Origin of the sequence: Polyangium sp. 15x6, assembly GCF_029960785.1 — a bacterium.
Taxonomy (GTDB): domain Bacteria; phylum Myxococcota_A; class Polyangia; order Polyangiales; family Polyangiaceae; genus Polyangium.
In genome coordinates this window covers 13042-35135 of the sequence record NZ_JASBQE010000033.1, presented here as the reverse complement: position 1 = coordinate 35135, position 22094 = coordinate 13042, and the positions used below count along the sequence as shown (strand labels likewise).

The following is a 22094-nucleotide window of genomic DNA, read 5'->3' as shown; positions in this document are numbered from 1 at the left end:
CTCGATGGTGATCTATCCTTCCATCCAAGCCTATGGCGGACCTCATCACCCTTGAATCGAGCGCACTTCCCGAGAACAGCCGCGTCGCCACGTTTCGAGGCGTGGAGGGGATCTCGCGGCCCTACGAGTTCGAGGTCATGGTCGTGGTCGAGGAGGCCGACGGCGAGGAAATCGACCTCGCGGACGGCATCGGCGGCAAGGCGCGGCTCGTCGTCGATCGCGCCGACGACAAGCTCCCGCCCTTCATCATCGCGGGGATCCTCGGCAGCCTCGAGCACCTGCACAGCTACGGCGGTCGATCGCTCGTCCGCGCGGTGATCGTGCCGCGCCTGTGGACGCTCGGGCTCTCGCGTCACTCGCGCAACTTCACGAAGAAGAGCGTGCCCGAGATCATCCAGGCGATCCTCGAGGACAATGGCTTCACCTCGGACGACTTCGAGATCCGGCTTTCGGGGTACGGGAAGGAAGAGCACGTCTGCCAGTATCACGAGAGCGACCTCGCGTTCGTCTCGCGGTGGATGGAGCGCGAGGGCATTTATTATTATTTCGAGCACTCGGAGAACGGCGAGAAGCTCATCATCTGCGACACGGAAGGTTACCCCGCGGAGCCGCTCGGCGCGCCAGTGCGGTATTTCCCGCAGACGGGTATGGATCGCAGCGCGGGCCCCTCGTTCCGCACGTTCCGGGCGCGCCACGCCTCGCTTCCGGCCGTGGTCAAGCTGAAGGATTACGATTACGCCAAGCCGAACCTCGACGTGTCGGGTCAAGCGAACGTGTCGCAGCACGGCACGGCGGAGGTGACGGTCTACGGAGCTCGGTTCTTCTCGCCGAGCGACGGCAAGCGGCTCGCGCAGCTCCGCGCCGAGGAGATGCTCGCCCGCGAGGTCGTCTTCCGGGCGACGGGCACGCGCTCGCACCTCAGGAGCGGCCATACCTTCGAGCTCGATGAGCACCCGAAGCCCTCGTTCAACAAGAAGTACCTGGCCATCGACGTGCACCATTACGGCAACCAGGCCGCCGGGCACACCCAGTGGAAAGAGCTCATGGAGCTCGACCATGAAGAGGTGTACTTCGTCGAGGTCGACGCGATCCCCGCCGACGTGCAGTTCCGGCCCGAATGCCGCACGCCGTGGCCGCGCATCTTCGGCGTGGAGAACGGCATCGTCGACGGCGCGGCCGACAGCGAGTACGCGCAGATCGACGATCAGGGCCGTTACCTCGTCAAGTTCAAGTACGACGAGAGCAACCTGAAGCAGGGCAATGCCTCGACGTTCGTGCGCATGATGCAGCCGCACGGCGGCGGCATCGAGGGCTTCCATTTTCCGTTGCGCAAGGGGACGGAGGTGGTGTTCACGTTCCTCGGCGGCGACCCGGATCGCCCGGTGATCACCGGCGTCGTGCCGAACGCGCTCACGCCGAGCCCGGTGACGAGCGGCAACCACACGAAAAACGTCATTCAAACGGGCGGCAGGAACCGGCTCGAGCTCGAGGACCTCGCCGGGCAGCAGCGCATCACGTTGTCGACGCCGTATTCGAACTCGTACGTTCGCATGGGCTCGCCGAACGAGGAGCACGAGCTCATCGTGAAGACGGACGACAATACGCTACTCCACGCCGGAAAAGATTACGACCAGACCGTGGGCATGAACGGCGGCGGGAGCTGGACCGTCGAGGTCTGCGACCACTGGAAGTCGACGATCGGCGGCGGCATGTTCCTCGGCGTGGGCGTGGCGCTCGGCGGCGATCCGGCCGACGGGTGCATGACGATCGTGGCGAACCAGAGCATCGCGATCACCGCGAACCATGGGAGCTACACGCTCACCGTGACGGAAGGGCCCTGGACCACGCGTGTGCCCGCGAACTCGATGACGACGACGACGAAGGGCGATTACACGGTCACGGTCACGTCGAACAACACGAAGTTCGATACGAATGGCAAGACCGAGATCCTGAGCAAAGGATTGGTCAAGGTCGAGTCGAGCGGCTCGACGATGGACCTCCTGAGCAAGGGGAACATGACGATGAAATCGTCCGCCGGCAATGTCGTGATCGACGCGACGGCCGGGCGCATGGACATCACGGCGAAGTCGGAGATCCTGATCAAGGCCCCGAAGGTCGAGACGAAGAGCACGTCCGAGATCCACGAGATCCTCGGTCAGGAAATGACGGTGAAGGGCTCCCAGTTCGAGACGTACATCGGCATCAAGAACGAGAACGTCCTCGGGCTCAAGATGGAGGGGCTCGTGGGCGGCAAGATCGAGGGGATCCTCGCCGCGGAGATCCGGTTCGGCGCGACGCTGTCGCTCGTGGATCGTGTCGCCGAGTTCGAGCTCAAGAAGGGCAAGATCGTCAAGAAAGAGGCCGAGCTCGGTTCGGTGAGCATCACGCTCATCCAGCAGAGCGTGACCATCACCCAGGTCGGCATTTTCATGCTCGCATGAAGACCATCAAGCCCCTCCGCCTCGGCGTCATGACGGGCGTCTTCGAGGCGCGCCGCGAGCCCCATTTCGTCGTTTCGCTCCTCGCGGGCTTCACGCTCGACGAGGAGCCCTCGCTCGTCCCCGAGGCCGCGCTCTGGCTCTCCATCACGAAGGAGCTCGGCCCGAACGTACCCCTCGACGTGTGCCGCCCGAAGCCGAACGGCGAGGTGCTCCTCAGCGGCAAAGCGTATCCGCCTGGAGGCCCCGCGCCGGTTTGTCCGGTGCGTTTGAAGGTCGGCGCCATCGACAAACGGCTGGCCGTCTTCGGTGATCGCGCCTGGAAGCTCGGCGTGCCCTCGGAGCCCGCGCCGTTCACCGAGATGCCTCTCACGTGGTCGCGGTCGTTCGGCGGCAAGGGGTTCACGAAAAACCCGATCGGCCGGGGATACGCGCCGGAGAAGACCGAGAGCGGTGGCGAGGTGCATTTCCTGCCGAACGTGGAGAACCCGAAGCGGCTCGTGAAGGCGCCGGGGGATCGGCCCGAGCCGGCGACGTTTGGCCCCGCGGACCTCACGCTGCCGGAGCGGTGGGCGAGCTCGGGCACGTACGACAAGGAATGGCTCGACAACGAGGCGCCCGGGATGCCCAGCGATTTCGACTGGACGTTCTTCAACGTCGCCCCGCCCGATCAGCGCATCGAAGGGTTTTTCTCGGGGGGCGAGCCGATCGAGCTCGAAAACGTGCACCCCGAGCGGGCGCGGATCGTCTCGCGCGTCCCCGAGGTCGTGGGCCGCGCGTTCATCACCCAGAAGACGCCCCGCGGCGAGGAATGGCTGGAGGTGCCCTTGCGCATGGAGACGGTGCACCTCTTGCCTGGCGCGCTCCTCGGGATCCTGATCTTCCGCGGCGTCGTGAAGATCGCCGAGGACGACGCGAAGGACGTGCTCCATTTCCTCGGCGCGCTCGACGCGAAGGATCAGAAGCGGAGCTCCGCGTATTACCAGGAGGTCTTCGCGCGCCGCATGGACAAGGAGAAGGGGCATTTGCACGCGCTGCGCGACCGCGAGCTCTTGCCGATCGGCGCGTCGTACGCGGCGTTCCGCGCGGACGAGGTGGGGCTGCCAGGGACCACGACCGAGCGGCTCGTCTCGAAGAACCTGCGCGCGGGGATGGAGGCGCGGCTCGCCGAGGTGGACACGAACCTCGACGATTTCCCCGACAGCAAGAAGAACGCGAAGGTGCCGCAGGCATTGCCGCCCGAGGCCCCGCTGCCGGACGTCGACGACATGGCCGAGCACGTCGAGCAGATCGAAAAGGAAATGGAGAAGGCCCGCGAGCAGGTGAAGAAGCAGCGGGAGGAGGCGATCGCGAACGTCCGCGCGCGGTGCGAGGCGGCCGGGCTCGATTACGACGAGCAGATGAAGAAGGCCCAGGCGGAGGCGGCCGGGCCGCCGAAGTTCTCCGCCGACGCCCAGCTCGCCGAGTTCCGGGCCCTCGCGAAGCGATATCGCGACGAGGGGACGCCCAGCGAGCCGCTCGAAGCCCACCTCGCGGACCCCGAGTTCGAGCGGAAGCTGCGATTCACCGAGACGAAGTTGCGGGAGATGTACCAGCGGTTCGCCCATCATTATCCGCCGGCGGGGTCGCTCTCGGGCGAGCCGATGGAGCGGGCGCGGGCGATGGTGGTCGAAGCACGGGCGACGGGGCAATCGCTCGCCGGGCGGGATTTGACGGGCGCGTCGCTCGAAGGAATGGATCTCTCGGGCATGGACCTCGAAGGCGCCATGCTCGAAAATGCGAATCTGCGGGGGAGCGTGCTCCGAAAAGCGCGGCTCGGGGGCGCGGTGCTCGCGCGGGCGGACCTCACCGGGGCGGATCTCGAAGAGGCCGAGCTCGTCGAGACGAACCTTGGAGCGGCCACGCTGAGCGGCGCGAAGCTCGCGAAGGCGGCGCTCGCGCAAGCCACGCTGGACAAGGCAAACCTCGCGGGCGCCGATTTCGCGGGCGCCGATCTCACGGGCGCGTCGCTCCTCGAGGCGACGTTCGGCGACGTCGTGCTCCGCCGGGTCAAGCTCGCGGGCGCGCGGCTGCTCGAAGCGCGCCTCGCCGACGTGGACTTCTCCGAGGCGGAGCTCTCGGGCGTGACGTTCCTCGAATGTGATCTCTCGGGCGCGAAAATGACGGGGGCGAAGCTCGTCTCGGCCGTGTTCTTGCGGTGCAAGGGCAAGGGCGCGAACCTCGACGAGGCGGCGCTCGACAATGCCCGGTTCGTCGAGGAGAGCGATTTTTCGGGCGCATCGTTCCGGGGGGCCACGTTCGTCGAGGCAAACCTGCGCGGGACGGCGCTCGTCGAGGCGGATCTGACGGAGGCGAAGATCGATCGCGGCGACCTCAGCGAATGTGATCTGCGCGGCGCGAAGCTCGATCGGATTCGCGCCCGGGAGTCGCGCTGGGTGCGGACGAACCTCGACAAGGCGACGCTCCGCGGGGCGGACCTCATGCTCGCGGTCATGCAAAAGGCGAAGGTCGCCGGGGCCGATTTCCGCGGCGCGAGCCTGTTCCGGGCCGATCTCGCGCGGATGAAGGGCGACGACAAGACGAGCTTCGACGCGGCGAACGTGACGCAGGTGCGCTTCGTGCGGGAGGGCGGCGCGTGAACAAGGAAGAGCTCGAGCGCCTCGTCGCGCGCGGAGAGGTTCTCAATCGGCTTGATTTCTCGGGGCTCGACCTCCGGGGCGCGTCCCTCGGGGGGCTCATCGCCGAGGAGAGCAAGTTTGCCGGGGCGAACCTCGCGGGGGCGAACCTGCGCGAGGTGATCGTGCACCGGACCGATCTCCGGGGCGTGAACCTCGCGGGCGTGGACGCGCGCCACGCGTCGTTCGTGGAGTGCAACCTCGAAGGCGTATCGTTCGAGGACACGAATCTTTCGTTCGCCAATTTCAACAAATGCAACCTGACGGGCGCGAAGTTCGAGCGCACGAAGGTGCACAATACGAACATCCTCGAAGGAAAGCTCGAAGGCGGGAGCTTCGTGGACGTCGTGCTCGACCGGTCGAGCCTGGTCTCGTGTGACCTCGCGGGGCTGCGTTTCACGCGCAGCGTGGTCCGACAAACGGCCGTGCTCAAGACGGATCTGCGCAAGGTCATCCTGGAGAAGGCGCGCTTCGAGACGGCCGTGCTCGTCGGCTCGAACCTCGCGGGGATGTCGCTTCCGGGCGTGGATCTCGGCCTGACGCAGCTCATGGAGTGTGATCTGCGCGGGACCGATCTCTCGGGCGCGCAGCTCGTGCAGGCGAATTTCAAGGGCGCGGATCTCTCGGGCGCGAACCTCGACGACGTGAACGCGAAGAACACGCTCTTCGTGGAGGCGAAGCTCGTCTCCGCGCGGGCGCGCCGCGGCGATTTTCATCAGGCGGTCTTCGTCGACGCGGACCTCTCGGGGGCGAATTTCGCGAAAGCCAAGCTCGCGCAGTGCATCTTCCACCGCGCCCGCTGCGTGGGGGCGCTCTTGCCCGCCGCGGACCTCACGTACGCCGATTTTTCGAACGCCGACGTGTCGAAGGCCGATTTCTCCGGCGCGACCCTGTTCCGGGCCAGGTTCCATCGCACCGTGGAGGCCCAGGCCATTTTCACCGATCGTGCACTCGCGCTGGGCGACGATCGCGAGCTCGCAAAGGCGGAGAGCTTCGTTCCAAGCTGAAGGAGTGGTTTGTCATGAATTTCGAGCCGCAACGAAAGCGAGCGAAATCCCCCCGAGGCCGCGCCGTCCAGGAGGTCGGGACGGTCCACGCCATCGAGGGAGAGCTCATCCGGGTCGAGGTCGCGGACGACATTCTCGTCGCGCGGCGCGCCGCGAGCTGCCTGCTGGCGCCGACGGCAGGGGATGCCGTGCTCGTCGTGCTCCTGGAGAGCGGCGCGGCATACGTGCTCGCGGTGCTGGAGCGCGACGCCGAGGCGAATTCGCGCATCGTGCTCGACGGGGACGCCTCGATCGAGGCGCCTTCCGGCAAGGTCCGCGTGCTATCGCGCGAGGGCGTGGAAATCGTGACCGAGCAGGAGATCAGCATGATCGCCGGGCGGGCCACGATTCAAGCGGCAGACGCAGCCGTGTCCGCCGAGCGCCTCGGGATCTTCAGCAGCGCCGTGAACGCCGAGGTCGGCGTGGTGAAGGTCGTCGCCGAGGCCCTCGATTCGATCGCGGATCGCATCTTCCAGAAGGCGAAGCGCGTCTATCGGGTCGTGACCGAGCAGGACAACCTCCGCGCCGAGAGCATCGATCACGCGGCCAAGCGCACGCTGAGCATGCGCGCCGAGCACGCGATCGTGATGGCGAAGGAGCTCGTGAAGGTCGACGGCGAGCAGATCCACCTGGGGTGAATGCCATGTTCGCGAATACGCAGATGATGGGAATGGATCTCGGGTTTCCGGACGTGTGCCTCACGCCCATGCCCGCGCCCACGCCGGTCCCTTATCCGAACATCGCCGTCGGGGTGATGGCCGTCTCGGCCTGTTACAAGGTCCTCTTCACGTGCACGCCCTCGCACAACATGACGACGACCATTCCGATGACGAACGGCGATAACGCCGGCGTGGCGATGGGCGTGGCGTCGGGGACGGTGATGGGGCCGTCGCGGCACCTGACGGCCGCGTTCCGCGTGCTCGTCGGCGGGATTCCGGCGACACGCATGACCAGCATGGCCCTGCAGAATTCGACGAATTGCCCCGGCATGCGGATCGTGCCGAGCCAGCCGAAGGTGCTCTTGCTCGCGCCGTGAGGCGCGGGATCAGGGCTTCTTCACGCGCGGGGCGCCGTCGGGGGCGAAGTCGCCTTCGAGCAGCGTGCTCGCGCCTTCTTGCACGTACCCCTGTTCGCGCAGAACGGGGCGCCCCTCGATTTTGACGGAGAACCTTCCGTCCCAGCCCTGGTTCTCCATGTTGAGCGCGCGAAGCTCGAGCCGAGCCTCGCCCTTCGGGCCCTTGACCTTCGTGTCGACGTCCACGTTGTCCGTGCCCCGGAGCTTGCGGAGCAGGTCGCGGCGGAGCGACGTCCCCACGGCCAGCGAGACCGAGACCGGGCTGCCGAGCGCCGCGGTCACGGCGGCGTCCTTCTCCACGAGCTCGACCGTGCGCGCGATCGGCGGGGCCGAAATCGTGTACATGTATTTGCCCACGCACGACGACGCGAGGAGCGCGAAGAGGACGAGCACGCCGAGGAGGGACATGGCTTTTCCGGCAGGCTTCTTCGCAGGCTGGATGACAGGCTGCATGGCTCCATGAAGGCCTGCAGCCGAGGCGGCGTCAAGCGCCCTCGACGTGCGCCCGTGGATCGGACATTTCCTGTCCCGGTCAGGGGGTCAATTTCGTTGCCATTCCAGGGTGGATCCCGTAATGATCGAATCCACCGAGCGTTGACGTCCGCAGCGCCCGGCCACAATCGAATGCAGCACCCACGGGGCTGGGAGACCTCGCCCCGATAGCGCCTCTCCGGGGGCGCACGCCTCTTCGGAGGCATTCGCCGGGTATTGCCCGGTTTTCGGACGCATCTTGAAAGGCGGCCGTCATGAGCGCCATCGCCCTTGCATGGCCAGCCGCTCCGGGCGGCGGGCCGAGCGCTTTTCTTTGCGACGAATTCCTGGCCCCGCGCGAGAAGTGGCCGCGCGGGCCGATCGAGCCCGCGTGCGTGGAGATCGCCGCGCGCCTCGATCGGGCCCTCGAAGACGAGGAAATCCGCCTCCCGGATCTCGCCCTCTGCTTCGAGGAGGCCGCCCGGCTCGCGTCGCTCCTGGGCCGCCCGATCGACGCGCGGCGCCTCTACCTCGCGTCGATCGGAGAGCTCACGTCGTCGTTCGCTCGCAATGGTGATCTCGCGGCGCTCGCCCTCGCGCTCCGCGCCGTGCTCGGCCTCGGCCGGATCGAATGCGCGCTCGGTCACGACGACGAGGCGCTTTTCCTGTTCGAAAAGCTCGCGGCTTTGCCGCTCGGCGGTTCGCTCGAAGCGGGCCCGCTCGTGGTGACGCCCGCGCGATGGGCCGAAATATCGGCGTTCGCGCCGCTGCTCGGGCCGAAGCTCGCGGCCGAGGCGATCGCCGGGGCGCTCGAGACGTTGATCGCGGGGGCGCGTTACGACGTGGCCCTCGCCGTCGCCCGCGTCCGCGATACGAACGATTCCCCCGCGCTCGACGCCTTCCGCCGCGAGGCCACGGCGACCGCGCTCTGTCGCATGGGCCTCTTCGGCGAGGCGCTCGTTTTCCTCGCGTCGGCCATCGCGCGCGAGCCTCTGCCCACGCGCCCGATCTTCGAGCAGAAGCGGGCCGAGACGCTCGCGGCCTCGGGGCAACTCGACGCGGCGCGGGCGCGCTCCTCGTTCGTCGTGGAGGCCCTCGAGGACCGCTTCCGGGCCTCCCCCGCGTCGCTCGACGATCTCGCGCTCGCGGCCCGCGCCTTGCGCCTCCTCGCGATGCTCGGCCAGGTCCCGGCCGCGTTCTCCGTGCGCGCGTTCGAGCTCGCGGGCCTCGTCGGCGACGTGCCGCTCGAAGCCGAGCTCGCGCTCCGGGTCGTCGCGAGCGACGCGCCCCGCGCCACGCGCGAGCGCGCGGCGAACGTGGCCGTTTCCCTCGTGGGGCATCACGCGCCTTCGTTTGCCGCGCTCCGCGATCGATTGTGCTCCATCGCGGCGTGAGCGGGCTCGCCGCGTGGCCGGACGCCCTTGACAGACGCCGCGTTCGCGGGATGTTCTGGTCCGACGCTCGGGCTTGACCCAGCGCGTCGAGACCAGCATGGCCCAGGGAAAGCTCACGCACCTCAAGATGCTCGAGGCCGAGAGCATCCACATTCTTCGCGAGGTCGTCGCGTGCTTCGAGCGACCCGTGATGCTCTACTCGATCGGCAAGGACAGCACGGTCCTCTTGCACCTCGCGCGGAAGGCGTTCCACCCCGCGAAGCTCCCGTTCCCGCTGCTCCACGTGGACACGACGTGGAAGTTCCGGGACATGTATGCCTACCGCGACGGCTACGTGAAGGGCGAGCTCGGGGTGGATCTGCTCGTCTACACGAACGAGGAGGGCCTGCGCGCCGGCGTCGGTCCGATCACGCACGGGAGCAAGGTGCACACCGACGTGATGAAGACGCAGGCGCTGAAGCAAGCGCTCGACAAGTACGGCTTCGACGCGGCGTTCGGCGGGGCGCGGCGCGACGAGGAGAAATCGCGCGCGAAGGAGCGCGTCTTCTCGTTCCGCGACAAGAACCACCGCTGGGACCCGAAGAACCAGCGCCCGGAGCTCTGGAACGTCTACAATACCGAGGTTCACAAGGGCGAGAGCATCCGGGTGTTTCCGCTCTCGAACTGGACCGAGCTCGACGTCTGGCAATACATCCACCAGGAAAAACTGCCGATCGTGCCGCTGTATTTCGCGTCGCCGCGCCCGGTCGTGGAGCGCGACGGCGTGCTCCTCATGGTCGATGACGAGCGGCTGCCGCTGCGGCCAGGCGAGGCGCCGATGATCAAGAACGTCCGGTTCCGGACGCTCGGCTGTTATCCGCTCTCGGGCGCGATCGAAAGCAATGCGACCACGCTGCCCGAGATCATCCAGGAGATGCTCCTCGCGCGGCAGAGCGAGCGCCAGGGCCGGCTGATCGATTTCGATCAGTCGGGGAGCATGGAAGAGAAGAAGCGCGAAGGGTACTTCTGAGATGAGCCACGAAGAAGACCTCGCAAAGACCGACATCGAGGCCTACCTCGCGCGGAACGAGCGCAAGGAGCTCTTGCGTTTCCTCACGTGCGGGAACGTCGACGACGGCAAGAGCACGCTGATCGGCAGGCTGCTGCACGACACGAAGGGCATTTACGAGGACCAGCTCGCCGCCGTCGCCAAGGACAGCAAAATCTTCGGCACGCAGGGCGGCGCGATCGACCTCGCCCTGCTCGTCGACGGCCTGAAGAGCGAGCGCGAGCAGGGGATCACGATCGACGTCGCGTATCGGTATTTTTCGACGGCGCGGCGCAAGTACATCATCGCGGACACGCCCGGGCACGAGCAATACACGCGCAACATGGCCACGGGCGCGAGCACGGCCGAGCTCGCGGTGATCCTGATCGACGCGCGCAAGGGCGTGACGACGCAGACGAAGCGGCACGCGTTCATCACGAGCCTGCTCGGGATTCGCAAGGTCGTGGTGGCCGTGAACAAGATGGACCTCGTCGGGTATTCGCGGGAGGTCTTCGAGGAGATCCGGCGCGTATACCTCGAATTCGCGGGCCATTTGCCGGACCGGCACCACTGGTTCATCCCGATGAGCGCACTCGTGGGCGACAACGTGGTCGAGAAGAGCACGGCCATGCCCTGGTTCGAGGGCGAGCCGCTGCTCGAATTGCTGGATACGGTGCCGCAGGGCGAGGCGTCGAACACGGTGGACCTGCGATTCCCCGTGCAATACGTGAACCGGCCGAGCCTGGATTTTCGCGGGTTTGCCGGGACGATCGCCTCGGGCTCGGTGCGGGTCGGGGACGAGGTCGTGTCGCTGCCGTCCGGGCGCGCGAGCAAGGTCGCGCGGATCGTGACGTGGGAGGGGGATCTCGCCGAGGCCGCGGCGCCGATGTCGGTGACGCTGACGCTCGAAGACGAGATCGACGCGAGCCGTGGCGATGTATTGTGTCACTCGGACAATCGGCCCGAGATCTCGACGCGCGTGTTCGCGATGCTCGTGTGGATGGACGAGCGGCCGATGGTGCCGGGGCGCGAATACTGGATCAAGCACGGGCCCTTGCGCACGCCGGGCAGCGTGACGCGGATCGTGCACCGCGTGGACGTGAACACGCTGGAGAAGAGCGACGCGCCGGCGCTCGCGCTGAACGAGATGGGCCGCGTGGAGCTGCGCACGAGCCGGCCGCTGCTGTTCGACGCGTACACGAAAAACCGCGCGACGGGCGCGTTCATCGTGATCGACCGCGTGACGAATGGAACCGTCGGCGCCGGGATGATCGTCGAGAGCGGCGAGGGGCGCTGGGACGATCCGGCGCAAGGGAGGCTCACGCGGACGGAGAGCGCGGTCACGGGCGAGGAGCGGGAAAAACGTTATGGGCAGCGACCCACGACAATCCTGATCACGGGGCTCGCGGGGTCCGGAAAAACCAGCGTGGCGCGGGAGGTCGAGCGCAGGCTGTTCGATCTCGGCCGCGCGGTCGTGGCGATCGACGGGCAATCGATGCGGCACGGGATGAACCGGGACCTCGGCTTCTCCGCCTCGGACCGCTCGGAGAACCTGCGCCGCTCGATGGAGGTCGCGAAGCTCCTGAACGACGCGGGCCTCATCTGCGTGGCCTCACTGGTCGCGCCCGAGGACGCCGTCCGCCGGCGGGCGCGCGAGCTCGTGGGCCCGGAGCGGTTTTTCCTGGTACACCTCGCCGCGCCGCTCGAATGGTGCCGGGAGGTCGATCGCAGCGGGATTTACCGCGACGCCGAGGCGGGCAAGGTATCGAACGTGCCGGGCCTCGATTTCCGCTACGAGCCGCCCGAGGACGCGGACCTCGTCCTGCCGAGCCACGAATGGAGCGTGGCCGAATGCGCCGAGAAAATCGTGCGGGAGCTCGAACGGCGCGGGCGGATCGTGTAGGCCGTAGCGGGTGGCTGGTCGCGGCCCCCGCGCTGCCCTATACACACGGCCCATGTCGACCGCCGTCCTCGTCTCCTGCCACGGGACCGTCTCCCGCACCGCCGACATTCCCGCGTTTCTGAACAACATCCGCCGGGGCCGCCCGTCGCCGCCCGAGCTCGTCGCGGAGGTCACACACCGGTTCGAGGTGATCGGCGGCTCGCCGCTCATGGCCATCACCGAGGCGCAAGCGCGCGCGCTCGAAGCTCGGCTCGGCATTCCGGTCGCCGTCTCGGGCCGGCTCTGGCATCCGTATCCGAGCGAGGTCCTGCCCGGGCTCGTCGCGAAGGGCGCGCGGACGATCGTCTCGCTCCCGCTCGCGCCGCAATCGGTCGACGCGTATCACGGGCCCGTCCGCGAGGCCGCCGCGAGCCATCCGGAGCTCACGATCCGCGCCGTGCCGGCCTGGGGCATGGAGCCGGCGCTGATCGACGCGTTCGTCGAGACGATCGACGAGGCGCTCGTCGCCGCGGCCGCGGAGGAGCAAACGGCGGTGCCGATCGTCCTGTCGGCGCACAGCCTGCCGCGCCGGGTGATCGCCATGGGGGACAAATACGAGGCGCAGTTCCGCGAAATGGCCGGCGCCGTGGCGGCGCGGTTCGAGGCGCGCGGTTTTTCCACGCGGATCGCCTTCCAGAGCCAGGGCGCGAGCGCCGAGCCGTGGCTCGGGCCGGACCTCGCCGAGACGTTCGCCGATCTCGCGCAGAAGGGCGCAGGGGCCGTGCTCGTCGCCCCGATCGGGTTTCTCGCCGAGCACGTCGAGACGCTCTACGACCTCGACATCGAGGCGCCGAAGATCGCCGCGAAGGCGGGGCTCGGGCGGTTCTACCGGGCGAAGGCGGTGTGCGACCGGCCCCGCTTCATCGACGCGCTCGAGGCCGTCGTCCGGCGGGAGCTCGACCGGTAGGGTTTGGCGGCGACAGCCACACCGGAAAACGTACGTGACGAACAGCCGGAATCTTTGCATGCCTCCATGCTGCGGGGACTTGTCCTGCGCGCGGCTCCACTGATAGTTCTCGATCTGTCACGACCGGAGGCCCGCACAGATGGAACGCGAACGATCGATTCTCTTCCCGCGCGGCGCCCTCGCCGTTCTGGCAGGCGCAGCCCTCGTCGGCACGACGTTGCTCGGACCCGACGCCCTCGCCGGAGGTTCGGCGCCGCCCGACATCCGCATGATCGAGGTGAAGGGCAGCGACACGCCGAAGGTCGTGGCGAAGGGCGTGATCGATCAGCCGCCCGAGAAGGTGTGGCAGGTGGTCTCCGAGTGCGCGAGTTACAAGAAGCGCATGCCACGCATCGAGGCCTCGCGGCTCGTCAAGCAGGAAGGGAACAAGCACACCTGCGAGGTGACGATCGAGATGCCGTTCCCGCTGTCGAACCTGACGGCCGTGACCGAGGCCGTGCACGAGGTGAGCGACCAGGGCATGTCGCGGCGCTGGAAGCTTCTGCGCGGCGACTACAAGTTCAACCAGGGGAGCTGGGAGGTGAAGCCGCACGACGGCGGCAAGAAGAGCCTCGTCGTGTACACGGTGCACGCCGAGCCGAACACCGCCCTGCCCGGTTGGATCCGCGAAGCCGCCCAGAAGAAGGCGATTCCGGAGCTGTTCGAGCGCGTCGGCGAAGAAGCGGCGAAGATGAAGTGAGCTCCTCACCCCAAACCCCTCTGCCGCAGGCGGGAGAGGGGCAGGGGAGAGGGCTCAAATCCGTGACCGTCCCATCGTCGAAGGCGCCAGCAGCGCGCAGCGACCGAGCAAACCTCGCTTCGGGTCGCGCAGCGCGTCACGCTCCGGCACGTCCTCCGCGGGCGCGAGCGCGAGGAAGCGGCGTTCTTCGAGGCGCAAGAGCGCCGCGTCGAGCGCGCCGCGCGACACCTCGGGCATGTGCGCGCGCAGCGCCGTGAGCGGGATGCCGCCCGCGGCGCGGTCCTCCGACTCCAGCGTGCCGAGCGCGTCGAGGATCCTCGCTTCCGCGTAAGCTTCCGGGCCGAGCTGGCGCAGCGAGGTCACGCGCTCGATATGCGCCGCGAGCACCTCGAGGTCCGTGTCCTCCATCGTCCACACGAGCTCCGCGACCGCGCGCGCCGTGCTCCGCGCGTGCGAGGCCGCCGGGTTCGGCGCCGGGCGCTTCAGGGCGAGGCGCGCGACGAACTGCTGCACCCGTCCCCAGATCGACGGCGAGGAAATGGGCGGCTCCTCGGAGCCCGGGAGGGGGGTTTCGTCCGAGGACGTCACGGGTTCGTCCGTACAGACCGAGTTTTCCCAGCCGAGGTCGGCGTAACGGGGCGGGGCGAGGGGTTCACCGAGGTGCGTGAAGCGGGCCGAGGGTAACGTCTTCCGATCATCCCGTATTGACAACCCGGCGAGCTCGGCGAGGGCTGTATCTTCGTCATCGGAGTCCGCGAATGCCGGGGGAAAGACGGGCTCGGCGGGTTCGTCGTCGTCCCAGGCTTCCGCGTCGCCTTCGTATCGACCTCCTTCGTGCCCGTGTAGCGCCATCTCCCGTTCGTCCGGGCTCATGGCGCGTGTCGCGGGCCCGTCGCTCGACGCGACTTCGTCGGCGAAGAGCCCTTCCATCGCGCGCTTCGTCGGTGCGTCGTGGCGGGTGTCGGGCGGCTCGTCGTGGAGGAAGGGGTCGAAGGTCATGGCGTTTTACGGCGCGTTGGACGGGGCAAACCCCAGGAAGATTTCACTGTCCCAAAGGCCGAGGCAACGAGACTCTTTCTGGCGTATGCACTTTTTGGTTTGGCCAGGTGCACAGTGCCGAGTGATCGTGACCAGGGCGGTAGGACGGTTACGCCCTCCTGGGGCCTGCCCCTGGTCGGCCGCGGTGCCCTTGCACGCGCGGATGTTTTTTGCCCAGACGCCGAGCGAAACTCGGACACCGCGGCCGACCAGGGGCACGAGGACCGGGGTCCTCGGAAGCCCCGGAGAGGCCGGGCCGGCGAGCGCCGATCAGACCTCCCCTGTTCCCCTACATGTGTTGGGGAGGCCATTCGTCCGGACGAAAGCGACAAGGCCGTTCTTTTTTGGGAGGTTGCGCGGAGGTTTCGTGCTCCAAACCACGTCGTGAAGCCGTGTGGAGCCGCCGCGTGGGGAGAATTACTCGGAACAGATGTACTGGATGGGGCAGGACTCGGCGATGGCGCAGCTATCGCCGCACTCTTCGAAGCAGCTCAAGCACTGCTGGTAGGCCGCGTCGTTCACGCAGGCGGCCTTGGCGGCGCGCTCGAGGTCGCACTTGGTCTGGGCTTCCTCCGGTGAGTAGCCCGCACAGGCGGCGAGGGCGAGGCCAAGGAAGGAGGTGAGCACGAAGGTCTGGAGGGCGCGTCGCATGATGAACTCCTCGGTTGCGGGTTCTCGCCCCGTCCTACCACGACTGCGGAGGTCGAGCGCAGGCGTTGCGCTCGGGAGGGGCGTATCCGAGGGCCACTTTGCTCGCACGGGCCGGCGCAAGTCGGTATCTTCCCCCATCAGGAGAAGTTTCACGGCACGTCCGGAAGGGTACGTCGAGGCATGGTCAAGCCGGAGGTCGAGGAGGATTGGTTGCCGCTCCGGGCGGGAAGTCCGCACCGCTATCGCTTCGAGGAGCCGGACCTCTTCTTTTTGGGCGACGTGGGCGACGTCTCCGGCGCCGACATGGCGTGCATGTTCGATCTGGTGGAAGAGCTCGCGGCGCGCACGGGGCGGCGGCTCTTCTGGATCTCGGACATCTCGCGGCTCGGGCGGGTGAACGAGGAGGCAAGCAAGCTCGCCATCCAGCGGGACGTCAAGCAGCTCTTGCGCGCGACGATCCTGTACGGGGGGAGCTTTCGCCAGCGTCTCCTGGCCAACATGGTGGCCAAGGCGCTGCTGATCCTGAGGCCGAACCGGTCGAAGCGCCCCCTCTTCTTTTGTGCCACGGAGGCCGAAGCGCGGACGCTCGTCGAGGAGATGCGGCGCGAGGAGGGGGGCTCGTCGTAGACTGCAGGCCGTATGAAGTTCTTCGTCTTGCAGCCTAGCTCCGGGTCGAGCCACGAGACGGCGTTCGTCCCGCTCGAACCGCAGTTCAAAGAGGGGCTCACGTGCCCGGCGTGCGGGCGCGCGCTCACCGAAAAGGAATGGATCCCGCCGCTCCGGGCCGAGCTTTTCGCGCGCGGGGAGGGCCTCGGGGACGTGGCGTTCGGGCCAGGCCTCGATTTGCTGGTGTCCGAGCGATTCCTCGAAGGCTGGCGCGCCGAGAAGCTCTCGGGGCTGCACGGGCTGAAGGAGGTCGAGATCCGGATGGTGCACCCGGAATCGGCCGCGCCGCATTCCCGGTATCACCTCGCGCTCGCCGGATACGGAATGACGCAGATCGACCCGAAGCGGAGCCGCGTGGCGCGGGAAGGCGAGTCGGATTGCCTGCAATGCATGGGCGGGGCCGAGGTCACGCTCGTCGAGGGATACACGATCGACGAGCCGACGTGGAGCGGCGAGGACGTGTTCGTCCCCTGGGGCTTCGGCGGTTGCCTCGTGGCGACCGAGCGGGTGCTCGCGATGCGCGACAAATACGGCCTCACGAACGTGACGCTCGTGCCGACGGAGGCGTTCGTCTGGAAGCGGTCGTGAGGGGAATCAGGCGACGTGGCGGCCGAGGGCGAGCTTTTCGAGCCGCTCGATGGCCGCGAGCACGGAAGGGGTCTCCGTGAGGAGCGGCGCCATGGGATCGAAGATACGCGCGACGCGGCGGGGGACCGTGCGGATGTCGAAGGCGCGCGGATCGAGCGTATCGTCCACCTCGTCCCAGGTGAGCGGCGTGGAGACGCGCGCGCCCGGCACGGCGCGCACGGCGTAGGGGGCGACGATGGTGCGCGACGCGCCGGTTTGTCCGGTATCGACATAGACGCGCGGGCCGCGGCGCTGCTTCGAGCGCTCCATGGTGGCGATGTCGGGGTGTTTCCGGACGAGCATATGGCCGAGCAGGTCGGCGAGGGCGCGCGCCGTCTCGTAGGAGATCGCGGGTCCGAGCGGGACGAAGACGTGCAGGCCCGACTGGCCCGACGTCTTGGGGAACCCGGTGAGGCCGATCTGAGCGAGCAATTCCTCGAGCGAGCGCGCGAGGGTGATGACGTGGGCGAACGTCCCGCCGCTGACGTCGAGGTCGATGTTGAAGAAATCGGCCTCTTCGAGGTGCGGGACGCGCGAGGCGATCACGTGAATGGGGATCGTGCCGAGGTTCGCGACGTAGAGGAGCGTGGCCTCGTCGCGGATGTGAAAGACCTCCATCTCGTCCTCGCGCCCTGGCAAGCGGACGCGGAGCGTGGGCACCCAGTCGGGCACGCCCGCGGGGATGTTCCATTGATAAAAAAACTTGCCGGTGATGCCGTCGGGATACCGCACGAGCATGACCGGTCGGTCGCGGAGGTGCGGCAGGAGGACGGGCGCGACGGCGGCGTAGTATTCGACGATGTCCCGCTTCGTGATGCCGTCCCCGGGGAAGAGGACCTTGTCGGGATTGCCGACGGGGACCTTGGTCGGCCCGCCCGCGGCGCCGCCCGTGTGAGCGGCCTCGGCCGCGAGGCGCTCGATCTCGGTCTCCTCCTTGTCGGCGTGCGGCGAGACCACGCACTCCTCGGGCGCGACGTCGTCCCGGATCCCGCGAAAAACCGGGAAGCGCAGGTTGCCGTCGTCGGTATACCCGGAAAAACGTACGGACACGACAACCTCGGGGCGCACGTGGATGCGGCCACGCGGCGCGGCGTTGTACGGGCCACGCGCGGTGGGTTTGTCCGTGCGCAGGGGCGTGAGGCGCGCGAGCAGGGCTTCGATCGAGGCCGCGTCGAGGCCGCTGCCGACCTTGCCGCGGTAGCGCAGCTCGCCGGCCTCGTAGGCAGCGACGTCGAGCGCGCCGAGCCGGGCGCGGCCGCCCTCGCCGAGGGTATATCCGACGACCACGAAATCGTCGTCGCGCTCGCACTTGAGCTTGATCCAATCGTACGAACGCGCGGGGCCGGGGCGATAGGGGGCGTCGCGGCGCTTGGCGACGAGGCCCTCCATGTGGCGCTCGCGGCAGAAATCGAAGAGCATGGTGGGGTCGCCCTCGATCATGTCGAGGGTGCGAATCTCGCCAGGCGCGCGGACGAGGCTTTGCAAGAGCTCCTTGCGCGCGTGAAGGGGGAGGCGGCGCAGGTCGCGGTCGCCGATCGCGAGCAGGTCGAAGACCACGTAGAGGACGGGAATCCGGGTCTCGGCGCGGCGGATGTCGGCGCTCTTCGCGAGGTGGATGCGCTGGGCGAGGCGCTGGAAGCTCGGCTGCCCGGCCTGGTCGAGGGCAATGATCTCGCCGTCGAGGACGAGGCGGGCGGCGGCGAGCTTGTGGACGGCGCGCGCGACCTCGGGATAGACGCGCGAGACGTCGCGCAGGTTTCGGGACTGGAGGAGGACGTCCGAGCCGTTTTTCCGGGCAATGCAGCGGACGCCGTCCATCTTGAGCTCGAAGACGTAGTTCGAGCCGAGCGAGCCCTTCGGCGCCGGGCAGGCGCGCATGGGGACCATGTTTGGCTCGATGGAACCCGTGGGCGCGCCGAGGGCCGCGGCGCGGGCTTCGAGCTCGGAGGCGATGTCCGAGGCGTGGCCGAGCTCGCCGATGTCGAGGCCGGAGAGGACGGAGCGCGGTTTTTCCTGGACGATGTCGTGTCCGGGCGCCGCGAAGGCGTCGTGTTTCTTGAAGAGGAGCCAGTCCTTGTCCGAGTCCTTCAGCCGGACCAGGAGGAAGCGGCCGTGGAGCTTGTGGCCCGAAAGCTCGAACTCGAGTTTGCCCTTGCGTAACTGGTCTTCGGCGGGTTCGTCCAGGTACCGAACGCTGCCGGTGTCCCAGGCGATCATGGGTCCGGCACCGTAATTGCCCTCGGGGATGACGTCCTCGAAATGGAGATATTCGAGGGGGTGCGGCTCGGTGCGGACGGCGAGGCGGCGCTCGCCCGGATTCAGCGTGGGCCCCTTGGGCACGGAGAAGCTCTCGAGCGCGCCGCCCACCTCGAGGCGCAGGTCGTAATGGCGGCGGCGAGCGTCGTGCAGGTGCACGACATACGCGCCTTCCATCGTGGCGCCGGGCGAGCCGGCAGGGCCGCCGAAGGGCTCGGGGGTTTGCCCGGGATCACGCTTTTTCCGATATGCTGCGAGCTTCGCCGATCCGTCCACAGGGGCCTCCGGGATCGTCCACGACCTTTGCAAGGATCGATGCGCATGGCTGCGCGATCCACGGGCACGGGGACCATCTCGTTTGGCCTTGTTTCCATTCCGGTCAAGATGTACACGGCCACGTCTTCCCACGGCGTCGGCTTTCACATGCTTCACAAGAAATGCGGGACCCGCGTGAAGCAGCAATTGTTCTGTCCGTACGACCGCGAGGTGGTCGAGCGATCGGACACGATGCGAGGGTTCGAGTACGCGCGGGAGCAATACGTCGAGGTGACGGATCAGGACCTCGACGCGGTGCGCGCCGAGCGAACGGACCGGATCGACATCGTCGAGTTCGTCCCAGCCGAGACCGTCGACCTGCTTTACGTCGACAAGACGAATTACCTGGGCCCGGACAAGGGCGGCGCGCGGGCGTACAAGCTGCTCGCGGATGCAATGGAGCGGACGGGGAAGATCGCGGTCGGCCGGTATGGCGTCCGCGGCAAGGATCAGCTCGTCCTTTTGCGGCCGTACAAGGGCGGGCTCATCATGCACCAGGTCTATTACGCGGACGAGGTGCGGTCGTTCGAGGAGATCGCGCCGCCGGCCAAGGTGGACTTCCGGGCGCAAGAAGAGGACCTCGCGGACCGGCTCATCGGCGAGCTGTCGACGGACGCGTTCCACCCGGAGAACTACCACGACGAATATCAAGAGCGGCTGACGGGGCTCATCGAGAAGAAGGTGGCGGGGCAGGAGATTTCGCTGCCGCCGGCCGAGCCGCAGGCGCAGATCATCGATCTGTTCGAGGCGCTGAAGCAGAGCCTCGCCGGAAAGCACAAGGCGCCGGCCGCAGCGGCACCCGCGCCGAAGGAAGAAGAAGCGCCCGCAGCGGAGGAGGCGCCCGTCGAGGAGGCGCGCCCGCGTCCGTCGGTGAAGAAGGCCGCGCCGAGGCGCGCGCCGCGCGAGCGCGAGAGGAAAGCAGGCTGACGTAGAGCAAGCAGCGTCGTCCGCGGGCGTGCTCCGTGGTATATAATGCCGGATCATGGGAGATCCGGACAAACCTGCCTCGACGAATGCGTCCCTCGGTCGTTTGCTCGGGCTCGCTCGCCCGGAGATTACGCGGCTCGCGGCCGGGACCGTGTTTCTGGTCATCGGGACGCTGATGGGTCTGCTCGTTCCGCAGGCATTCCGGGTGATCCTGGATCGCGCCGTGAGCAAGGCGGACGGCTTCTGGACGATCGACCGGGCGGCGCTCGCGCTGGTCGTGCTGGCGGCCGTGCAGGCGGTCTCGACGGCGCTGCGTTTCGTGTGTTTCACGAGCGCAGGCGAGCGGGTCGTGACACGGCTCAGGCGGGATCTCTTCGAGCAGTTGCTCGCGCAGGAGATCGCGTTCTTCGACGAGCGGAAGACGGGCGAGCTGACGAGCCGGCTCGCGGCGGACACGACGCTCGTGCAAAACGCGGTGAGCGTGAACATCTCGATGGGGCTGCGTTTCGCGGCGCAGGTGCTCGGCGGCGTCGGGTTCCTCGTCTACACGTCACCCATTCTCACGGCCGTGATGCTCGGGGTGGTACCGCCGGTGGCGCTGGGCGCGGTGGCGTATGGGCGCCGCGTGCGCAAGCTGTCGCGCGAGGCGCAGGACGCGCTCGCCCGAGCGAACGAGGTCGCCGAGGAGACGATCGCGGGCATTCGGACGGTGCGGGCGTTCGCCGCGGAGAAGACGGAGGCGGGGCGATACACGAAGGCGGTATGGGACGCATTCGCCGTGGTATGGCGGCGCATCGTGACGAGCTCCGTGTTCATGAGCGTCTCGTCGTTCGCGGCATTCGCGGCGCTCGCGCTGGTGCTCTGGTATGGCGGGCGGCTCGTGTCACAGGGCGCGATGACGCCGGGCGGATTGACGTCATTCTTGATTTACACGCTCATGGTGGCGTTTTCGCTCGGCGGGATGAGCGAGCTCTGGGCGGACCTGATGCGCGCGTCGGGCGCGGCGGAGCGGGTGTTCGAATTGATCGATCGTCCCCCGACGATCCCGCTGGCGGAGGGCGCGCGGCCCGGGTCGGTGGAGGGGCGGATCGAGCTTTCGCGCGTGAGCTTCGCGTATCCCTCGCGGAAGGACGTGCCGGTGCTCCGGGACCTCGATCTCGCGATCGCGTCGGGCGAGGTGGTGGCGCTCGTGGGCCCGTCGGGGTCGGGGAAATCGACGATCGCGGCGCTGCTTTTGCGTCTGTACGATCCGACCGAGGGGCGCATCGCGCTCGACGGAAAGGATCTGCGGGAGCTCTCGCCGGAATGGCTGCGGCGCAACGTGGGGGTGGTGTCGCAGGAGCCGATGCTATTTTCGTGCAGCGTGGCGGACAACATTCGGTATGGCCGGACAACCGCGACGGAGGCCGAGGTGGAGGCGGCGGCGCGGGCGGCGAACGCGCACGAGTTCGTGTCGAAGTTCCCGGAGGGATATGCGACGCTCGTGGGCGAGCGGGGCGTGAAGCTGTCGGGCGGGCAGAAGCAGCGGGTGGCGATCGCGCGCGCGGTGCTGAAGGATCCACGGATCCTGGTGCTCGACGAGGCGACGAGCGCGCTCGACGCGGAGAGCGAGCACCTCGTGAAAGAAGCGCTCGACCGATTGATGAAGGGGCGGACGACGCTGATCATCGCGCACCGATTGTCGACGGTGATGGGCGCGAACCGGGTGGTCGTGATCGAGGATGGAAAGATCGTCCAGAGCGGCGACCACGCGACACTGATGCAGCAAGGCGGGCTTTATCGGAAGCTCGTGGAGCGGCAGCTCGAAGGGGGGCGGGAGGGTGCGAGGGCACACTCGGTCAGCCCATTGTCGCTCGTCCCGACATCCGAAGGGGCGCAGGTTCTTTGAGCCCCGGCCGCT

At 67.8% G+C, this 22094-nt stretch carries 18 protein-coding genes; 14 read left to right on the top strand and 4 right to left on the bottom strand.

Annotated elements, in window-relative coordinates; genetic code table 11:
- The first annotated feature begins 32 nt into the window (after positions 1 to 32).
- The 5 genes from tssI to QHF83_RS24140 are packed head-to-tail and all read left to right on the top strand — an operon-like array spanning position 33 to position 7195.
- The gene (tssI, locus tag QHF83_RS24160) at positions 33 to 2441 is read left to right on the top strand and encodes a type VI secretion system tip protein TssI/VgrG (protein WP_282420278.1); all 2409 of its coding nucleotides are present in this window, start codon (positions 33 to 35) and stop codon (positions 2439 to 2441) included.
- The gene (locus QHF83_RS24155) at positions 2438 to 5077 is read left to right on the top strand and encodes a DUF2169 domain-containing protein (protein WP_282420277.1); all 2640 of its coding nucleotides are present in this window, start codon (positions 2438 to 2440) and stop codon (positions 5075 to 5077) included. Before tssI ends, QHF83_RS24155 begins: the two co-directional genes overlap by 4 nt.
- A complete protein-coding gene (locus QHF83_RS24150) occupies positions 5074 to 6120 on the top strand; it encodes a pentapeptide repeat-containing protein (protein WP_282420276.1) in 1047 nt (348 codons plus the stop codon). Before QHF83_RS24155 ends, QHF83_RS24150 begins: the two co-directional genes overlap by 4 nt.
- A gap of 14 nt (positions 6121 to 6134) precedes the next feature.
- Entirely contained in the window at positions 6135 to 6797 is a 663-nt protein-coding gene (locus QHF83_RS24145) for a DUF3540 domain-containing protein (RefSeq protein WP_282420275.1), read from the top strand.
- 5 nt (positions 6798 to 6802) lie between these two features.
- A complete protein-coding gene (locus QHF83_RS24140) occupies positions 6803 to 7195 on the top strand; it encodes a DUF4150 domain-containing protein (RefSeq protein WP_282420274.1) in 393 nt (130 codons plus the stop codon).
- A gap of 9 nt (positions 7196 to 7204) precedes the next feature.
- On the opposite strand, the gene QHF83_RS24135 is transcribed toward QHF83_RS24140, so the two are convergent.
- Positions 7205 to 7687, bottom strand: coding sequence for a cytochrome c oxidase assembly factor Coa1 family protein (locus tag QHF83_RS24135; protein ID WP_282420273.1), 483 nt, complete (start codon positions 7685 to 7687; stop codon positions 7205 to 7207).
- Positions 7688 to 7980: 293 nt separating this feature from the next.
- Between QHF83_RS24135 and QHF83_RS24130 the strand changes: the two genes are divergently transcribed.
- The 5 genes from QHF83_RS24130 (at position 7981) to QHF83_RS24110 (ending at position 13714) form a co-directional block, all read left to right on the top strand.
- Complete coding sequence (locus QHF83_RS24130) at positions 7981 to 9099, top strand: hypothetical protein (protein ID WP_282420272.1); 1119 nt, start codon at positions 7981 to 7983, stop codon at positions 9097 to 9099.
- Positions 9100 to 9196: 97 nt separating this feature from the next.
- Entirely contained in the window at positions 9197 to 10108 is a 912-nt protein-coding gene (gene cysD / locus QHF83_RS24125; protein WP_348980465.1) for a sulfate adenylyltransferase subunit CysD, read from the top strand.
- A 1-nt stretch (position 10109) separates the two neighbouring features.
- Positions 10110 to 12029: a sulfate adenylyltransferase subunit CysN gene (cysN, locus tag QHF83_RS24120; protein WP_282420270.1), complete on the top strand. Its 1920-nt coding sequence runs from the start codon at positions 10110 to 10112 to the stop codon at positions 12027 to 12029.
- 52 nt (positions 12030 to 12081) lie between these two features.
- Positions 12082 to 12975 (top strand): ferrochelatase, encoded by an 894-nt coding sequence (gene hemH / locus QHF83_RS24115; protein WP_282420269.1) that lies wholly within the window; start codon positions 12082 to 12084, stop codon positions 12973 to 12975.
- Between the two features lie 139 nt (positions 12976 to 13114).
- Positions 13115 to 13714, top strand: coding sequence for an SRPBCC family protein (locus QHF83_RS24110; RefSeq protein WP_282420268.1), 600 nt, complete (start codon positions 13115 to 13117; stop codon positions 13712 to 13714).
- A 54-nt stretch (positions 13715 to 13768) separates the two neighbouring features.
- Here the strand turns inward: QHF83_RS24110 and QHF83_RS24105 are convergent, their stop codons facing one another.
- Both QHF83_RS24105 and QHF83_RS24100 read right to left on the bottom strand, forming a co-directional pair.
- Positions 13769 to 14713, bottom strand: coding sequence for a hypothetical protein (locus QHF83_RS24105; protein WP_282420267.1), 945 nt, complete (start codon positions 14711 to 14713; stop codon positions 13769 to 13771).
- 456 nt (positions 14714 to 15169) lie between these two features.
- Entirely contained in the window at positions 15170 to 15403 is a 234-nt protein-coding gene (locus QHF83_RS24100) for a hypothetical protein (RefSeq protein WP_282420266.1), read from the bottom strand.
- 180 nt (positions 15404 to 15583) lie between these two features.
- Between QHF83_RS24100 and QHF83_RS24095 the strand changes: the two genes are divergently transcribed.
- Positions 15584 to 16030 carry a hypothetical protein gene (locus tag QHF83_RS24095; RefSeq protein WP_282420265.1) on the top strand — a complete coding sequence of 149 codons (447 nt, stop codon included), beginning with the start codon at positions 15584 to 15586 and terminating at the stop codon, positions 16028 to 16030.
- A 12-nt stretch (positions 16031 to 16042) separates the two neighbouring features.
- Positions 16043 to 16657, top strand: coding sequence for a hypothetical protein (locus QHF83_RS24090; RefSeq protein ID WP_282420264.1), 615 nt, complete (start codon positions 16043 to 16045; stop codon positions 16655 to 16657).
- Positions 16658 to 16663: 6 nt separating this feature from the next.
- Here QHF83_RS24090 and ligD read toward each other — a convergent pair whose 3' ends face one another.
- Complete coding sequence (gene ligD / locus QHF83_RS24085) at positions 16664 to 19228, bottom strand: DNA ligase D (RefSeq protein ID WP_282420263.1); 2565 nt, start codon at positions 19226 to 19228, stop codon at positions 16664 to 16666.
- A gap of 45 nt (positions 19229 to 19273) precedes the next feature.
- Between ligD and QHF83_RS24080 the strand changes: the two genes are divergently transcribed.
- Entirely contained in the window at positions 19274 to 20194 is a 921-nt protein-coding gene (locus QHF83_RS24080) for a Ku protein (protein ID WP_282420262.1), read from the top strand.
- A gap of 55 nt (positions 20195 to 20249) precedes the next feature.
- The gene (locus QHF83_RS24075) at positions 20250 to 22082 is read left to right on the top strand and encodes an ABC transporter transmembrane domain-containing protein (RefSeq protein WP_282420261.1); all 1833 of its coding nucleotides are present in this window, start codon (positions 20250 to 20252) and stop codon (positions 22080 to 22082) included.
- Positions 22083 to 22094 lie beyond the last annotated feature (12 nt).

Bases quoted from the DNA above. Each gene is read 5' to 3' on its own strand.
- tssI (WP_282420278.1), top strand. From the start codon at position 33: ATGGCGGACCTCATCACCCTTGAATCGAGCGCACTTCCCGAGAACAGC.
- QHF83_RS24155 (WP_282420277.1), top strand. From the start codon at position 2,438: ATGAAGACCATCAAGCCCCTCCGCCTCGGCGTCATGACGGGCGTCTTC.
- QHF83_RS24145 (WP_282420275.1), top strand. From the start codon at position 6,135: ATGAATTTCGAGCCGCAACGAAAGCGAGCGAAATCCCCCCGAGGCCGC.
- QHF83_RS24140 (WP_282420274.1), top strand. From the start codon at position 6,803: ATGTTCGCGAATACGCAGATGATGGGAATGGATCTCGGGTTTCCGGAC.
- QHF83_RS24135 (WP_282420273.1), bottom strand. From the start codon at position 7,687: ATGCAGCCTGTCATCCAGCCTGCGAAGAAGCCTGCCGGAAAAGCCATG.
- QHF83_RS24130 (WP_282420272.1), top strand. From the start codon at position 7,981: ATGAGCGCCATCGCCCTTGCATGGCCAGCCGCTCCGGGCGGCGGGCCG.
- cysD (WP_348980465.1), top strand. From the start codon at position 9,197: ATGGCCCAGGGAAAGCTCACGCACCTCAAGATGCTCGAGGCCGAGAGC.
- cysN (WP_282420270.1), top strand. From the start codon at position 10,110: ATGAGCCACGAAGAAGACCTCGCAAAGACCGACATCGAGGCCTACCTC.
- hemH (WP_282420269.1), top strand. From the start codon at position 12,082: ATGTCGACCGCCGTCCTCGTCTCCTGCCACGGGACCGTCTCCCGCACC.
- QHF83_RS24110 (WP_282420268.1), top strand. From the start codon at position 13,115: ATGGAACGCGAACGATCGATTCTCTTCCCGCGCGGCGCCCTCGCCGTT.
- QHF83_RS24105 (WP_282420267.1), bottom strand. From the start codon at position 14,713: ATGACCTTCGACCCCTTCCTCCACGACGAGCCGCCCGACACCCGCCAC.
- QHF83_RS24100 (WP_282420266.1), bottom strand. From the start codon at position 15,403: ATGCGACGCGCCCTCCAGACCTTCGTGCTCACCTCCTTCCTTGGCCTC.
- QHF83_RS24095 (WP_282420265.1), top strand. From the start codon at position 15,584: ATGGTCAAGCCGGAGGTCGAGGAGGATTGGTTGCCGCTCCGGGCGGGA.
- QHF83_RS24090 (WP_282420264.1), top strand. From the start codon at position 16,043: ATGAAGTTCTTCGTCTTGCAGCCTAGCTCCGGGTCGAGCCACGAGACG.
- QHF83_RS24080 (WP_282420262.1), top strand. From the start codon at position 19,274: ATGGCTGCGCGATCCACGGGCACGGGGACCATCTCGTTTGGCCTTGTT.
- QHF83_RS24075 (WP_282420261.1), top strand. From the start codon at position 20,250: ATGGGAGATCCGGACAAACCTGCCTCGACGAATGCGTCCCTCGGTCGT.